At 38.0% G+C, this 16,694-nt stretch carries 12 protein-coding genes and 1 pseudogene; 7 read left to right on the forward strand and 6 right to left on the reverse strand.

Annotated elements, in window-relative coordinates:
* Positions 1–152 precede the first annotated feature (152 nt).
* The 6 genes and pseudogenes from HPSH112_RS02010 to HPSH112_RS02035 all read right to left on the reverse strand — a co-directional run bounded on the left by HPSH112_RS02010 (position 153) and on the right by HPSH112_RS02035 (position 9,012).
* Positions 153–2,680: pseudogene (locus HPSH112_RS02010) on the reverse strand (DNA translocase FtsK).
* Positions 2,677–5,013, reverse strand: a complete 2,337-nt coding sequence (addB, locus tag HPSH112_RS02015) for an ATP-dependent deoxyribonuclease AddB (RefSeq protein WP_001047495.1) — start codon at positions 5,011–5,013, stop codon at positions 2,677–2,679. Before addB ends, HPSH112_RS02010 begins: the two are co-directional and overlap by 4 nt.
* A complete protein-coding gene (tkt, locus tag HPSH112_RS02020; RefSeq protein WP_001239882.1) occupies positions 5,010–6,935 on the reverse strand; it encodes a transketolase in 1,926 nt (641 codons plus the stop codon). The genes addB and tkt overlap by 4 nt, the downstream gene beginning before the upstream one ends.
* 46 nt (positions 6,936–6,981) lie before the next feature.
* Positions 6,982–7,824 (reverse strand): bifunctional riboflavin kinase/FAD synthetase, encoded by an 843-nt coding sequence (locus HPSH112_RS02025; protein ID WP_000931633.1) that lies wholly within the window; start codon positions 7,822–7,824, stop codon positions 6,982–6,984.
* A complete protein-coding gene (gene tlyA / locus HPSH112_RS02030; RefSeq protein WP_001235217.1) occupies positions 7,790–8,497 on the reverse strand; it encodes a 23S rRNA (cytidine-2'-O)-methyltransferase TlyA in 708 nt (235 codons plus the stop codon). The genes HPSH112_RS02025 and tlyA overlap by 35 nt, the downstream gene beginning before the upstream one ends.
* Positions 8,497–9,012 (reverse strand): hypothetical protein, encoded by a 516-nt coding sequence (locus HPSH112_RS02035; RefSeq protein ID WP_000523555.1) that lies wholly within the window; start codon positions 9,010–9,012, stop codon positions 8,497–8,499. Before HPSH112_RS02035 ends, tlyA begins: the two co-directional genes overlap by 1 nt.
* A 66-nt stretch (positions 9,013–9,078) precedes the next feature.
* Here HPSH112_RS02035 and pyrB point away from each other — a divergent pair, with 66 nt between their 5' ends.
* The 7 genes from pyrB to HPSH112_RS02070 all read left to right on the forward strand — a co-directional run bounded on the left by pyrB (position 9,079) and on the right by HPSH112_RS02070 (position 16,638).
* Positions 9,079–10,002, forward strand: coding sequence for an aspartate carbamoyltransferase (gene pyrB, locus HPSH112_RS02040; protein WP_001124602.1), 924 nt, complete (start codon positions 9,079–9,081; stop codon positions 10,000–10,002).
* A 294-nt stretch (positions 10,003–10,296) separates the two neighbouring features.
* Positions 10,297–11,736 (forward strand): outer membrane beta-barrel protein HofB, encoded by a 1,440-nt coding sequence (gene hofB / locus HPSH112_RS02045; RefSeq protein ID WP_000798585.1) that lies wholly within the window; start codon positions 10,297–10,299, stop codon positions 11,734–11,736.
* A 91-nt stretch (positions 11,737–11,827) separates the two neighbouring features.
* Positions 11,828–13,483, forward strand: coding sequence for an ABC transporter ATP-binding protein (locus tag HPSH112_RS02050; RefSeq protein ID WP_000765019.1), 1,656 nt, complete (start codon positions 11,828–11,830; stop codon positions 13,481–13,483).
* Positions 13,477–14,100 (forward strand): hypothetical protein, encoded by a 624-nt coding sequence (locus tag HPSH112_RS02055; protein WP_000946787.1) that lies wholly within the window; start codon positions 13,477–13,479, stop codon positions 14,098–14,100. The genes HPSH112_RS02050 and HPSH112_RS02055 overlap by 7 nt, the downstream gene beginning before the upstream one ends.
* Before the next feature lie 3 nt (positions 14,101–14,103).
* Positions 14,104–14,673 (forward strand): restriction endonuclease, encoded by a 570-nt coding sequence (locus tag HPSH112_RS02060; RefSeq protein WP_000724640.1) that lies wholly within the window; start codon positions 14,104–14,106, stop codon positions 14,671–14,673.
* Between the two features lie 104 nt (positions 14,674–14,777).
* Positions 14,778–15,962: an AAA family ATPase gene (locus HPSH112_RS02065; RefSeq protein ID WP_000616475.1), complete on the forward strand. Its 1,185-nt coding sequence runs from the start codon at positions 14,778–14,780 to the stop codon at positions 15,960–15,962.
* Positions 15,955–16,638, forward strand: coding sequence for a DUF3226 domain-containing protein (locus HPSH112_RS02070; RefSeq protein WP_000039507.1), 684 nt, complete (start codon positions 15,955–15,957; stop codon positions 16,636–16,638). The genes HPSH112_RS02065 and HPSH112_RS02070 overlap by 8 nt, the downstream gene beginning before the upstream one ends.
* The last annotated feature ends 56 nt before the right edge of the window (positions 16,639–16,694 follow it).

Raw genomic sequence — 16,694 nt, forward strand, 5'->3', positions numbered from 1 at the left:
GAATATGAAATTTTTAGGTGATTTTACTAGGAGTTAGGGAATACACAGATAATATTTGATTAATAGATGAAAGGTTGGTATCGTTTGTATCATTGAGAAAAGTTTTTTAAAAATTAAAAATAATGTTTGCTAATATCCAATGAAAACAAAACCTAAAAGTTTTGCAAAATCTCTCTGTTGCCTTTGGCGTTTCTTGGGGACAAAAAGCCTTGAGCTTCTAATTCGTCAGTAATGGTAGCGGCTTGGTTGTAGCCGATTTTTAATTGGCGTTGTAAAAAACTCGTAGAAGTGATCTTTTTTTCTAAAATCACCGCTTTAGCCCTTTCTAAAATGTCATCGCCTTGATAATTAGGGGTGTCTAAAGGCATGCGCGATTCTTCTAGCAAGAAATCTTTATCGTATTTTACTTCTTTTTGGGCTTTAATGAAATCCACGATTTTTTTGATTTCATCTTCAGTGGCAAAGGGGGCATGCAAGCGCACTAACCCGTTTGATCCTGGGGGGGTAAAGAGCATATCGCCCCTTCCTAACAAGCTTTGCGCCCCATCGGTGTCTAAAATCACTTTAGAATCAATCTTAGTGCCTACCCTAAAACTCACCCTTGAAGGCAAGTTGGTTTTAATCAAGCCGGTTACAACATCCACGCTTGGGCGTTGGGTCGCTACAATGAGGTGCAAGCCGCTCGCTCGCCCCATTTGAGCGATTCTAGCGATAGGAAACTCCGCTTCTTTGCCCCCTGTCATCATCAAATCCGCTAATTCATCAATCACTACAATCAAATAGGGGAACGCTTCAACGCCATTGTTTTCCGCCTGCTCGTTATAAGAATCAATGGTTTTAACCTTGTATTCGCTCATTAAAGAATATCGGCGCTCCATTTCTTTAGCCACGCTTTGTAAAGCCCCGATAGCTTTTTTAGGGTCGGTGATAATGGGCGTGAGTAAGTGAGGAATGTCTGCATAAATGCTAAATTCTACCATTTTGGGATCGATCATCACTAATTTGAGTTGATCGGGGGGGTTTTTATAGAGTAAGGATAAAATCATCGCATTCACGCCCACGCTCTTACCGCTTCCTGTCGTGCCAGCGATGAGCAAGTGGGGGAGCTTTTTTAAATCCGTGATGAAAGGGTTACCCACAATGTCTTTGCCTAAAGCTAGAGTTAAGGGCGAGCTGGATTTTTGAAACAATTCGCTCTCTAAAATTTCTCTTAAATAAATGGTTTGGCTTTGGCTGTTAGGGATTTCAATGCCAACGACATCTTTACCCTTAATAGGGGCTTGAATGCGAATGGATTCAGCGCATAAAGTCATCGCTAAATCATCGCTCAAGCCTAAAATACGGCTCACCTTAACGCTAGGGGCAGGGCGGAATTCAAAAGTGGTTACAATAGGGCCTGAATAAGTGCGGATAATATCGCCATCAATTTTAAAGGTGCGCAGTTTGCTCAATAAATCCTGGATTTTTTGGTCAATCTCGTTTTCATCTAAAGAAGTGTCCTTCAAACAAACCGCATTCAATAATTGCGTTGTGGGAAGCTCATAATCTTTGGGTTTTTGCACTTCGCCATAATCCAATCCGTCTAGTATCTCTTTATTTTCGCTCAATTCTTTAACCATAACGGGTTTTTTAGCGCTTGTGGGGGTTATTGGGCTAAAACTTGGAGCGTTTTGCGCCTCTTTTTCTTCTTCTTTTATCATTTCTTCTATCATTTCTTCTATCATTTCTTTTTGTGCGTTTTCTTGCATGTTTTCTTCTTTTGTGGGGTGGTTTGGGGCTTTGTGGTTTTCTGTTTTGTTGTCATTTTCTGTGTTGGGTGCAGATGCGGGCATGATAGGTTTGAGCGTGGTAGGTTTGGGCGTGGGTTCTCTTTCTTTAGTTCTTTTAAAGCGGGGTTAGTGGGGTTGGATAAGTCATCAAATCGGTTTTTTTTAGGGTAAATGGTGTAATGGGTAGGAGGGTTGGAAGAGATTTGGACTAAGCCTTCTTGCGGCTCTAGAGCGTTTAAAGTCGTGTTATAGGGGGTAGGGATCGCCAGAAACGATTCTTCGTTAGGGGTTTTGTGGTTTTCATCAATAGGGTTTTCTTTGAGGTTTTCTTTTTCTTTGTCGTTTTTGGTTTCTTTTTTTTGAATGTCTGATGGGGCGTTTTCAAAACCCTCTTTTTTGGGGCTAAAATTAGGGCTAAAGGCTTGTAAGCATTGTTTATAAACCTCCTTTAAAAGGCTTTGTGTTTTGTTTATATAAGGATAAAAAACGCTTTTAGGGGGCAGTTTGAATAAAATCAAATAAGAAATAACTACCATAAGCATTATAAGCGCATAAAGCCCAAAGTCCCCTATAAAAGGGCGTAAAAACAAACGCGCGCTGTTGCCGATTTCCCCTTGATCCAACAGGCTAGATTGCAAAAAGAGCAAAGATAAAATGCCAAGCAGATGCCCTAAAGTTTTTTCTAAAACGATTTCTGTAAAAGGGTTTTTAGTCTTGTATAAAAGGAATAAAACCCACGCTAAATAGGGTAAATTAACCAATGAAAGATACCCAAAATATTTTTTATTGATTGCGGCAAACCACACCCCAAAACGCCCCACTAAACCGCTATTACTTAGCCATGAAGATAGGGTTAAAAACGCTAATAAAACCCCTATGATTAAAGCTAAATAAAGTTTTTTAGATTTCATCGGTTGCACATGTCTTTAAAAGAGCAATATTCACAATCTTTAACCTCTAGAGTTTTTTCAAAATCAATTTCTTGTTTGAGCTTGGGGATAAGAGAAGATTTTAAATAATCCATTTTAGCCTGCAAAATAGGCTCTTCTTCTTCTAACAGCTTACCCTTTCTTAAGTCATAAAAAAAGGCTTTTATAGGCCCTTTGTAACCCAGATTTTTAAGGGCAAACGCATAGATGGCCATTTGATAATCAGCGCTTATTTGAGCGATTTCTATGGGGCTTAAACTTCCTCTTTGTTTTTCACTCATGTTGTCCAATTTCAAATCGCTTTTGAATTTGTAATCCAATAAAATAATCTCATTGTCAGCCGTTTTGTCAATCCTGTCTATGCGCCCTTTAAACGCAACGCCTTGAATGGTTGTTTCAAAGCTTTTTTCAAGATCAAGGATTTTGATTTTTGCATTGAAGCGTTCTTTTTCTTTAACATAAAAAGCCTGGATTTTTTTAAGCGCTATAAGAGTGTCTAAACGCTCTTTAGGGGTAATGTTTCCTTTTGTTTCTAAGAGTTGAATGAGCCTTTCTTCTAATGCATAGGGGTTTTTATCTTTTTCATAAGCTTCTTTTAAAAGTTCATGGAGCAAACTGCCTATAGTGCTATTACTTTCATCTTTAGGGCTTTCTTTGAATCGCTTAATGTAGTGGTAGTAAAAACGGCGTTTGCAAGTTAAAAAAGTGTTCAATGAGCTAGCGCTAAAGCTAAAATCTTTAGGGATAGTGGCTTGGATTTCTTCTTCTTGGTAGTCTTTTAAAGGGGTTGGTGCAAAAAGCGTGTAAGCGTCTTTGATAGGCTCTATATGCAAATCCAATTCCAAAAGCATGTTAGAAACTTTTGAAGTTTCGCTCTCTATATAAGAAAGCGCCATTTCTTTAGAGTTTTTAAAGAGCTGGTAGTAATAATGTTTTTGCAAATTTTTCTTATCTGATAAAGTGGGGAGGTTGAGCGATTTTCTTAAAGCAGAGTTTAAAAACAAATCGCAATCTTTAAGGCTTGGCACACAAGTTTCATTGAAATCCACAATCACGATTTTATCAAATTGCATGCCCCTTGTTTCTAAAGTGTCCATGACTCGTATTTTGCCCCCGCTAGAATCGTCTAAACGGAAATTGGCTTCAAATTCTTGCAAATACAAATGCAACAAATCTTTAAGGCTGTAGTTTGTAAGCGTGTCTTTTAAAAGATGAAACTGGTGCATGATTTGAGAATGCGCTTCTTTTAATGGCGCTTTTTCTTTAGAGCTTTGTTGTTCTAAAAGCGCAAGCGTGAGGTTTTCCAAATCCAATAAAGGCGATGCGCTCAAATCAAAACCGCTCGTTTCTAAATCTTCTGAGATTTTGACAAGCTCTATATAATAAGGGCTGTTTTTAGCCCCTAAGCCCATAGCGAAATTCAAATTGTTGTTTTTGTCTAAGAGTTTTAAAAAAGGTAAAAAATCCGCATTAGGCGTGATGATCGCCATTTTATTAGGATCGTTATCTTTTTGCAAATATTCTTCTATGGTTTGTAAAACTAAAGCGCTTTGTTTTAAATAACTGGAGTTGGCGTAAAGCTTTGGCTCTATTTTTTGGTGCTTGGGTGTTTGGGAGAGGATCTTTTGGGTTTTAAAATCAATGGAATAATCGCAATCTGTTTCTAATTTGAGATTCAAAAATTCCAAAAATTTTTGGTTGTATTGATCGCAAGATAGGTGTAAAGTGATAGGCACTAACTCGGCCACTTCTAACAGGCATTGCCTTTCAAAAACGCTCATAAAGCCATCTAAATGCCATTCAATGGAGAAAAAATGCTCAAAAAATTCTTTTAAAATGGTGGGCTTTTCTTGCATGATTTTGTCATAAAATCCCAGTTCTTCCAGCTTTTTAATGTAGCGCTTATAAATCATTTCTAAGACTTCTAAATGCTTTTCATAATCCAAATAAATGTCTTTAGAAGAAAGTTCATTGAGCTTGATACAAGCCGAACTCAATTCATCAAACAAATCAAACAAAAAAGAAGTGCTTTCCAAATACCCCAAAAAGCTGTTTTCAAAAAGCAAAAGCCCTTCAAGAATGGATTTTTTTTCTTTAGCGATAGCTTTAATGGTGTCTATCATTAAAATTTGGCGTGCGCTGTTAGGGATTTTCTTTTTATTAGGGATGTAAAAAGCCTGTTCAAAAAAACTCCCCATGCTCATTGCGTTAGGCAAAAACCCTTCGCCTTGCTCTAAATAGAAATGTTTTAAACGCCTGGTGGAGCTAAAAACAAATAGGGGGTTTTTTTGTGAAAAAAGTTTTTCTAAGTTCATGCGTGGAGTAACCTTTTAGCTTGAGCGGTGATGTTTTCAACGCTGAAGCCGAATTTTTCAAAGAGTTTATTGCCCTTTGCTGAGCTCCCAAAAGAATCCATGCCAATGATCTTATCCGCAAAACGATACCACTCTATCGCGCGGCTCGCTTCAATCACTAAAACTTTACCCTTAAAAAGCTCTTTAAGATAGCTTTCATCTTGTTCCACCAATAAATCAAAGCATGGCGCGCTCACCACTTGAGTGGGGATATTTTCTCGCTCTAACATTTTAGCGCTCTCTAAAGCTAAAGAAACTTCGCTCCCGCTCGCAACCAGTGTGATAGCGGGGTTTTTAGCCTCATATTTAACATACGCACCTTTTAAAACCTGCTCTTTAGAAACCTCATCAAGCACGGGTAAATTCTGGCGCGATAAAATAAGCCCGCTAGGAGCGCTCAAACTTAACGCCACTTGCATGCAAGCGGTATTTTCAAAAGCGTCGCTAGGTCTGAAAGCGTAGAAATTGGGCAAAGCGCGTAAATGGCTCAATTGCTCTACAGGCTGGTGCGTCGCCCCATCTTCGCCCACGCCAATGCTGTCATGCGTAAAGATAAAAAGGGCTTTTAGTTTCATTAAAGCGCTCAAACGAATGCTGGGCATCAAGTAATCGCTAAACACAAAAAAGGTCGCGCAAAAAGGCACAAACAAGCCATACGCCGCTAAAGCGTTAGTGATAGCCCCCATGGCATGCTCTCTGATCCCAAAATGCAAGTTTTGCCCTAAAGGGAAATCGCCAGAGTGTTTTAATTGCGTGTTATTGGACGGGGCTAAATCCGCGCTCCCCCCCAAAAAGCCCTCGCATTCTTTAGCGATAGCGTTTAAAATCATGCCGTTACTCACTCTCGTGGCTAGAGATTCGTCTTTTTTAAAGGTGGGGTAATTGATGGCGTTAAAATCAAAATCCTTCAACGCATGGATCTTTTCTTTTGTTTTAGGGCTTAAGGATTTTTCCCATAAGGCTTCTAAACTAACGCCCCTAACTTTCACTTCTTCAAAATGCATTTTGTTTTTTAGGCTAACGATAAAGCTTTCATCAGGATTGATTTGAGCGTTTTCTTTGGATTGTTTTAACACTTCTTTATTTAGGGGCGAGCCATGCGTTTTTTCACTCCCCTCTAAGCCAATAGCCCCCTTACCAATAATCGTATGAGCGATTAAAAGCGTGGGTTTGGTGGATTTTTTGGCTTCTTCTAAAGCGTTATGAATCGCTTGATAGTCATGCCCATCGCATTCTAGCACTTCCCAATTTTGCGCCAAAAACCGCATCTTAACCTGTTCGCTAAAACTAATATTAATAGCGCCTTCAATGCTGATCTGGTTGCTGTCATAAATCACAATGAGATTGCTTAAGTTGAGGTGCCCAGCTAAAGAAGCGCTCTCATAACTAATGCCTTCTTGCAAATCCCCATCCCCACACAAGCAATAGACTTTATGAGAAATGGCTTCTTTGTCTAAAAGGTTTTGAGCGTATTGACTCGCCATGCTAAAGCCCACAGCGTTAGCAAAACCTTGCCCCAAAGGCCCGGTTGTGATCTCAATGCCTTTGGTGTGGTGCAATTCGGGGTGTCCTGGGGTTTTAGAGTGTAATTGCCTGAAACGCTTTAAATCTTCTAGGCTTAAATCAAAGCCCCACAAATGCAACAAACTATACGCTAACGCGCTCGCATGCCCTCCGCTAAAAACCAGCCTATCTCTATTGAGCCATTTAGGGTTGGTGGGGTTTAGGTTTAAGTGCAAGCTTAAAACCACCATCACATCGGCTAATCCCAAGCACACGCCCGGATGCCCGCTATTAGCCTTATCTATCATGTCCGCGCACAAAAAGCGCAGCGTGTTGGCCATGCTTTTTAATCGTTCTAAGTCAGCGTTACTCAATCGCATCAAATTTTTCCATTTTTAAGGTTTTTAAAAGCCATTTTAACACAAATTATCTCAAAATCTCTTTGGCCCTTAAGATGTCTTGTTGGATCTGATTTTTAAGCTCTTTTAACGAAGAAAAACGCATGTTGTCTCGTATTTTTTGGACCAAACGCAAAGCGATTTCTTGGGGCGGGTTTTCTATGATGGTATCAAGGACATGGCATTCTATGGCGAAATGTTGATCCGTGCTTAAGCGGTTGCCTATAAAACTCACGCTTTTTTGATAAATTGGATCTTTTATTTTCACTAAACTCGCATACACCCCAAAACTAGGGAGGATAAAATCTTTAGTTTTTATATTTAAAGTAGGCGCTAATTCTTTATGCCCTAAGCCTTGATCGCTAATGACTTCCCCGCACACTTCATAAGGCCTGCCTAAGAGCTTGTTAGCTAAAGATAAGTCGCCATGACTTAGGGCTAGTTTGATAGTTTTAGAATGCACGCTAATCTCTTTTATTTTCACTTCAGGCACAATAATGGTTTTTTCAAAACGCTCTTTTAAAAATAAAGCGTCATTTTGCCTCTCATGCCCAAACCTGAAATCATAGCCCACGACCAGGCGTTCTAAATGGGGGAATTTCTTTTTTAAAAGATCTAAAAATTCTGAAGCGTTTAATGGCGAAATCTCTTCTAAATACACAAAAAATAAAGGCATGCCCACGAGTTTAGCGCGGTATTTTAGGGGGGTTAAATAGCCTTTGGTGTAATGTTTTTTTTCTATGATTAAAAGGGCTTTGGGATCTTTTAATTCCTTAAAAAGGGCTTGATGCCCTAAATGCAAGCCGTCAAATTTACCGATAGCTAGGCTTTTAATTTTAGGCTCGCTTGAAATGGATAAAAAATTCAACATTCCCGTTTTTCCCTTTCACTAAGCTTTCTTGGATCTTTAAGATTTGAAAATCCTTTGTTTTTAAATGGTTTTTAAAGTTTTCTAAAGCGTTCAAAATGGCTTTTTTATCCACCACCACCCCCTTTTTATTGCGTTTTGTTGCTCTGCCCACTTCAAATTGCGGTTTGAAAAGTGTTAAAAATTCATCGCTTAAAGGCAAAATCGCTTCTAAAATACAATATAAAGAAATAAAGCTCACATCACAAAGCGCTAAATCAATTGTTTCTGGCGTTTTAAACCCTCTAATATCGCATTCTTCATGACATTCTATGCGCTTGTCTTGTTTCAAACTTTCATCTAATTGCATTTTCCCCACATCCACGCAAAGCACCTTTTTAGCCCCTTTTAAAAGAGCCACTTCACTAAAGCCCCCCTTGCTCGCTCCCACATCTAAAACCACCTTTCCCTTAAAATCCACGAAATGGGTTTCTAAAAAAGCCGCTAATTTTTCCCCAGCCCTGCTAACGAATAGGTTTGTAGCGATGAGTTCAATCTTATCGTCCTCTTTAACAATAAAAGAGGGTTTAGAAACCACCATTTTATTGACTAAAACCTGATTTTTTAAAACCAACGCTTTAGCTTTTTCTCTGCTACCCACTAAATGCCGGTTGAATAAAGCGTAATCTAAGCGCATTAAAATTGAGGTAAGGGGACTTGATAAGCGAAATTAAAAACAATCTTGCCTAAACTATAGGCATCAAGCTCTAGTTTGGCTTCTTGCACCGCTAAATAATCCAATTTGTCAAAAGCGAGTAAAAAGGCTCTGCTCCAGCGATTCGTGGTTTCTAAAATGCCATCAAATTCATCTTTTGTGATTTCTCGCACCCATAAAGGCTCTTTTCCTATAGGTTTTGTGCCAAAAAGTTCATAAGAAATATAGCCATCATCAATCCAATTGTTATTTTGCGTGAAAATCTCCACTAAAAAATACTCATGGTCATAGTAAGCGCCGCTATCCACATCGTTTAAATGCGTAGCGATAGCCGTGATGATAGGCACATTATCTTGGGTGATTTCGCCCTTCCTGCTGGCTTGGATCTTTTTTTCTAAAATGAGATCCGGCGTGTAAGTGTCTTCATTAAAATTGCTCACACACCCTAAACAAAAGAATAAAAACACCAGAAGCGTTGAGAGATTTTTCAAGCCCATTCCTTGCTAAAACCCATGCCATTTTTAGCTAAAATAAAGTCTATATTATAACTAAAAGGGGGTTTTATGCCAAAAAAATGCCGACACTTGCTCCAAACCAGCGATTTAAGCCTAGATGAAATCAAGCTTTTATTAAAAAAAGCGAGCGTTTATGCGAGCGATTTTAACGCCGTATCTTTAGAAACAAAAGAAAAAATGCAAAATAAAATCATCGTGGCTTTATTTTTTGAAAATTCCACCAGAACGGTGTCTAGTTTTGAAATCGCAAGCTTGAGATTGGGGGCAAAAATCGTGAAATTAAACATGCAAACAAGCTCCGCTTCAAAGGGTGAAACCCTAACAGACACCTTTAAAAATATCCATGCCATGCAGCCTGACGCTATCATCACACGGCATGCTTTTTCAAGCGCACCTTTTAAATTAGCCGAATTTTCTCAATGCCCCTTGATTAATGCAGGAAGCGGCGTAAGCGCTCATCCTACCCAAGCGTTATTAGACTTGCTCACCCTTTATCAGCATTTTGGCGGTTTAGAAAATTTAAAAGGGAAAAAAATCGCTTTCATAGGCGATGTGAAAAATTCCAGAGTGGCTAATAGCAACATTAAATTGCTCCAAAGGCTAGGGCTTGAGATCATGCTGTGCGCTCCAAGCTCCATGCTCCCTATCGCTTCTTTAAAAACGACGCATAACATTGAAGAAGCGATAGAGTTTGCAGACATTTTAATGAGTTTGAGAACCCAAACCGAACGGCACAACGCGCCCATTTTTGCAAGCTTGAAAGATTATGGTAACGCTTATTGCATCACCCAAAAACGCCTAGAGACTCACGCTAAAAATAAAGAGATCATTATTTTACACCCAGGCCCGGTGCATAGGGATATTGATATAGAAAGCACGGTGTTAGAAGATAAGCGATCTAAAGTTTTAGAGCAAGTCAAAAACGGCGTGGCGATGCGCATGGCGGTGTTGGAGTTTTTGCTATTAGATTGATTGTCAAACTTAAAAGATGCTTTTTGGCATTTTTAAAATCAATATGAGAGCTTTCATATTAAAAAAATGGGTTTGGTTATAAAACAGCACAAAAATCCCACTTTGATTAAATTTTGATTTACCTTATCTCATTTTAGCATGAAACTAAAAAAATTTCGTTATAATCTAAAATAGTTGAGTTAATTAAAAGTAAATAAATAGCTTGATTACGCTTCTTTGTTTTTAGATTAGTTAAGAATTGTATAGTCTTTAAGTCATAATCTTTAAGATGTATTTGCTATTAAAAGGAAAAAAATGAAAAATAGCACGCCTTTAAAGAATAAAGTTTTTTGTGGGTTATATGTTTTAAGCTTAAGCGCTTCTTTGCAAGCGTTTGATTATAAAATTGAAGTTTTAGCGGAGTCCTTTTCTAAAGTTGGCTTCAATAAAAAAAAGATTGATATTTCTAGGGGGATTTATCCTACAGAAACCTTTGTAACCGCTGTAGGGCAGGGCAATATCTATGCGGATTTTTTATCCAAAGGCCTTAAAGATCAAGGGCATGTTTTAGAGGGAAAAGTCGGTGGCACGCTAGGAGGGGTCGCTTATGATGACACCAAATTCAATCAAGGCGGATCGGTTATTTATAACTACATCGGTTATTGGGATGGCTATTTAGGGGGTAAAAGAGCCTTATTGGATGGCACGAGTATCCATGAGTGCGCGCTTGGGTCTGATGGCAAGGTGATTGACTCTATAGCGTGCGGGAACGCTAGGGCCAATAAAATCCGCCGTAATTACTTGATGAATAACGCTTTTTTAGAATACCGCTATAAGGATATTTTTTTAGCTAAAGGGGGGCGTTACCAATCTAGTGCTCCTTATATGAGCGGTTATACGCAAGGTTTTGAAATCAGCGCTAAAGTCAAGGATAAAAGTGAAGGGATTCATAAATTATGGTGGTTTAGCTCATGGGGTAGGGCGTTCGCTTATGGGGAGTGGATTTATGATTTTTACTCTCCAAGAACCGTGATTAAAAACGGGCGCACTTTAAATTATGGTATCCATTTAGTGAATTACACTTATGAAAGAAAAGGGGTTAGTATCAGCCCTTTTTTCCAATTTTCGCCCGGGACTTATTATAGCCCTGGGGTGGTTGTAGGCTATGATAGTAACCCTAATTTTGATGGTGTGGGCTTTAGATCAGAAACAAAAGCTTACATTTTGCTCCCTGTCCATGACCCCTTAAAAAGGGATACTTATCGTTACGCCATAAAGGCTGGCACCGCCGGGCAAAGCTTGCTTATTAGGCAACGATTTGATTACAATGAATTTAATTTTGGAGGAGCGTTCTATAAAGTATGGAAAAACGCAAACGCTTACATCGGCACGACAGGAAACCCTTTAGGCATTGATTTTTGGACCAATAGCGTTTATGATATAGGGCAAGCGATAAGCCATGTGGTAACCGCTGATGCCATCTCTGGTTGGGTTTTTGGTGGGGGCGTGCATAAAAAGTGGCTGTGGGGGACTTTATGGCGTTGGACTAGTGGCACTTTAGCCAATGAAGCGAGCGCGGCTGTTAATGTGGGCTATAAGATCAGTAAGAGTTTGACAGCGAGCGTGAAATTAGAATATTTTGGCGTGATGACGCATTCAGGCTTTACGGTAGGGAGTTATAAGCCCACGCCCGGCTCTAAAGCGCTTTATTCAGACAGGAGCCATTTGATGACAACTCTTAGCGCTAAATTCTAATCAAGCGCTTTAAGCTGTTTATTAAAGCGTTAAAAATCCCTTAATAAAAACACTATAATACGAGTTTAGTCAAATCCATAAGGTTAAACATTTGAAACTCTTTTTCAGGCGTTATTCTAAATATCTTAAAGAGCATTATAAAAGTTTTATAGTGGTTTTATTTTCTTCTTTAGTGGTGGCTTTAAGCACGGCTTGGGGGACTTATTTGGTCAAGCCCACTTTAGATGAAATTTTTATCAATAAAGACACTCACATGCTTAAAATCCTGCCTTTTTTAGTGATTTTGGCGTATTTGGGCAAGAGTGGGGGCATGTATTTAGGGACTTATTTCACTAACTTTATCGGGCTTGATATTGTCAAAAAAATACGCAACACCATGTTAGAAAGCCTTCTCAAAATGGAAATGGATTTTTTTAACAGGACTAAAAAGGGCGAATTGATCGCAAGGATCACCAATGATATAGGTTTGATCAGAGCGAGTTTGTCCAATTACCTTTCAGAGAGCATAAGAGAAGGGCTAACGATTGTTGGGTTAGTGGGGGTGGTGGTTTATCAAAGCCCTAAATTAGCGTTAGTGGGGCTAGTGATCATGCCGCTAGCCGCTATTCCTATCAGTAAAATCATTCGTAAGGTTAAAAAACTCGCTAAATCCCATCAAGAGAGTAACGCCAAAATCACCTCTCGTTTGAGTGAAGTCTTTAACAATGTGGAAGCGATTAAAATCTCTAATGGCGAAAAGTTAGAGCATAAGGCTTTTGTGAAAGAAAATGAAGCGTTTTTTAAAATCGGCATCAAAAACATCGCCGTGGCTGAAATTTCTTCGCCTTTAATGGAGTTTTTAGGCTCTATCGCTATAGCGCTAGTGATTTATTTAGGGGGGAATGAAGTGATTAGAGGCCATATTAGCGTGGGGGCGTTTTTTTCTTTCATCACGGCCCTTTTTATGCTCTATACGCCGATCAAACGCTTGACTAGGATTGTTTCTAATTTTCAAGAAGCCTTAGTCGCTAGCGACAGAATCCATGAGATTTTAGAAAGAGAGCCGGCTATTGTTGATGGGGAATTAACGCTAAATGACGCTATACACACCATAGAATTTAAAAAAGTATGGCTGGCTTATACGCTAGACAATCAAGAGCGTTATGTTTTAAGCGATATTAGTTTGAAATTCCAACAAAATGAAATCATCGCTTTAAAAGGCGAAAGCGGGAGCGGTAAAAGCTCGTTAGTGAATCTGATCTTACGCCTTTATGAGCCAAGCAAGGGCGAAATTTTCATCAACGATCAAAAAATAGAGAGCATCACTCAAAAATCCTTGAGAGAAAAGATTAGCGTTGTCACTCAAAGGGTGTTTATCTTTAACGGGAGCGTGGCTGAAAATGTGGCGTATGGTTTAGAAATTGATGAGGTAAAAATCAAAGAATGCTTAAAAAAAGCTCAAGCCTTAGATTTTGTGGAAAAAATGCCTCATGGGATAGAGAGCGTTTTAGATGAATTTGGCGCTAATCTTAGCGGCGGCCAACGCCAAAGAATCGCCATTGCAAGAGCTTTGTATAAAGACGCTCAAGTGTTAATCTTTGATGAGGCCACTTCCGCTTTGGACAATAACACAGAAGAGAGCGTTAAACAAAGCATTTTAGAATTGAAACAAAATCGTTTGATCATTCTCATCTCGCACAACCCAAGCACGCTAAAATTAGCCACTAAGCATGTGAAATTAGAGCATGGGCGTTTGATAGAATGCTAAGGGTTTTAAGCGTTGGTGTTGTTTTTATTTTATTAGGGTGTCAGTTTTTCAACAAAACCACACTCCATTTAAAATATAAAAATTACCCCAAGAATAGCACTTTAAAAACCGCTGTCACTTTAACCCCCCCTAAAATCTTTTTTAACGCCCGTTTTGTGCCACCCTTTTACCAAAAAGAATTTAAAAAAGCAATCATCCAACAAATCGCTTATTTTTTAAAAGATAAAAGCGCTTTTATTCTCAATGTTTCAGGCAATGTTTTTTTTTCTTTTGAAGAGAGTCCTAAAGATTTAAAAGCCATTAAAGAAAGGCTTAAAAAGACGATTGAGCCTAACGCTGACCCAAAATCCGTCATGCGTTTTTTAAACCTTCAAGCGAGCTTGATTTTAGAATGCACCCCGCAAACAACTTGCCCGTTTGACACCCTTTTAATCCCCACCGCTTTCAGCGTGCCTGTTTATTACGCTAATCGTTTGGGCGATAACCCCTCTCTTTTTTCCCAAGAAGATAAAACCTATCATAACGCTTTAATCAAAGCCCTTAATAAGGCTTACTATTCTCTTATGGAGGGTTTAGAAAAGCGTTTGAACGCTATAGAAAATGCAGAGTGGCTTTAAGGCATGAAAAAGATTGTATTTTTTATTTTTGTCATTTTGTTTTCGGTAGGGATTTATTTAGCCTGGCATGTTTTATTGGAAAAAGCCTTAGAATTGAAATTAGTAACCTCAGCTAATGATTTGCTTTTAAAATTGTTAGCGCTTCTTGGCGTTTTTTCAATGTTAGTGCTTTTTCAAGGCGTTATTTCTTCGTATAAGAAGCGCCAACTCAAACGCGCCTTACAAAAAATAGACGCCATGAACGGCTTTGAATTTGAAGAATATTCCAAAATCTTTTTCACTTCAAAGGGTTTTGAAGTGAGCATCACGCAAAAAAGCGGCGATTATGGAGCGGATTTGATTATAGAAAAAGACGGCATCAAGTGGGCGGTTCAGGCCAAACGCTACTCGCATAAAGTTTCGCCCAAAGCCATTCAAGAGGTGGTCTCTTCTAAAGCTTACTACGCTTGCGAAAAAGCTTGCGTGATCACTAACAGCTATTTCACGCAAGCCGCTCAAAAACTAGCCCAAGCTAACGAAGTGCTTTTGATTGACAGAGACGAATGGGTTAGGTTTTTGAACGAAAAGAGATGAACTGATCCCATCAGATCGTTTGTCCTCAAGTTCTTTTAAAATTTTGTCGTAATTGCATGCGCTATAATGTCAAGCGTTAATTTCTGCTTGGATAAAGGGGTTCAATGATTCAGTCTGTTCGCATCAAAAACTTTAAGAATTTTAAGGACACCACAATTGATGGTTTTACCAAGCTTAACATTATCACTGGTGAAAACAATGCGGGCAAATCCAATTTGTTAGAAGCGTTGTATTATTTGGTAGGTAAATCCATGCACCCATGCGCTAATATAGTAGAGATTTATGACAATATACGCAAAGAACCTTTAACATCAGAATCAAAAAGCTTAATGTTTTATGGTTTAGACACCAAGAAAGAAATACAAATTGTTACAACTTTAGATAACAATCAGACCTTGGACTTGCAAATAAAATTCATAGCCAGTGAATATCAAAATACAATAGAGTCGCAAATAATACCCACAGTAGAACAGGCGCAAGCATTCTCACAACTTAAGTTCATTTTTAAAAAAGGTAAAGAAGAAATCTATAACGACTATTTAAATATTGCTAGAATTCCCAATTTCCCACCAATTCCTAATCAGTCAAGCTATAACAGGCAATTTAACAATTTCAGACCTGATCTATCACGGAAGCTTTTACCCTTTGAAAGCGCTGCCATCATAACGCCTAGCGATGTTGCTCGCAAGCGAGATATTATGAATCCTAATGCTATCCATATTATGGATCCTAATATCATTCAAGCAATGCGTAAGATTCTTGACAACAATCAACTAGAAAAAAGGCTGAATCAAAGCCTTAACCAATTTGATAAAAGTATTCAAGCCATCAGGTTTAGTGCCAACAACCAACTCAAATTAAAAGTGAAAGGTATAAAAGAAAAAATCCCATTATCTATGTTTGGCGATGGTTTGATGAAGTATTTGCATATTGTGAGTGCTTTTATTGTCAATAACGCAACAACGATCTATATTGACGAAGTGGAAAATGGTTTGCATTTTTCTCGCATGGGGTTATTGTTAGAAGAGATTATTGATTTTATTAATAATAACAAAGATCGTAATTTGCAAGTGTTTATGACTACCCACAGCCAAGAATTTGTAGAAATTTTAGATCAAGTTATCAGAGAAAAGGATTTTGCCAATCAGACTAAGTTGTTTTGCTTAGAACAATACAATGGTTCAATCGTTGCAGAGCCTTATTATGGAGAAAATTTATCTCTTTATTTCAAGAATCATGCCAATCTTTTTGGAGGTAAAGAAAGGTTTAAGGAAAATAATTATGAGTAAAAAGACACTCATTTATACAGAAGGAAAAAGTGATAAAAATTTTCTAGGTTGGTGTCTTGATGTTTGGAAAAATGAAGATCGTTTTGATATAATCCATGTAGAAGGTAAAGATAAATTATTCTCAGATGAATTTTGTGAAAGAATCAAGAATATTTTAAAGAATAAAAACCAAGAATATAGACAAGTGTGCATTATTTTTGATGCAGACATAAAAAAAGAGAACCAAGAAAGCGATGCAGGTTTTGATAATAAGCTTGAGTATATTCGTGAAAAATTCAAAGAAAAAGGGATTGATTTTCCAAAAGAACAAATCTTTTTATTCCCTAACAATCAAGATGATGGCGATTTAGAAGACCTATTATTAAAGATTGCTAAACACGATAAATTTTTTGAATGCTTTGAAGGATACTTAGAATGCATTAAAAGTAAAGAACATTATAAACCGATTAAAAACATAAGAAAAAGCAAGTGGTATGCCTATTTAGAAGCACTTGGATTAGAGGATCTATATACCAAAAAAAATATTTTTGATATAGAAGGTAAAGTAAAGAATGAATATGAAGAAGACTATGAAAGATTAAAAAAAGCTATCGAGTTTGAATCAGACATTCTCATTCCCCTTAAAAATTTTTTAGAGCTTACAAAGAATACAAAACCTAATAAATCAAAAAAATAAATCCTAAAGTTTTCTAATTTAACAAAATATATTACAATTATCTAAAAAGTATTATT

This window comes from Helicobacter pylori Shi112, assembly GCF_000277405.1.
Lineage (GTDB): Bacteria > Campylobacterota > Campylobacteria > Campylobacterales > Helicobacteraceae > Helicobacter > Helicobacter pylori_C.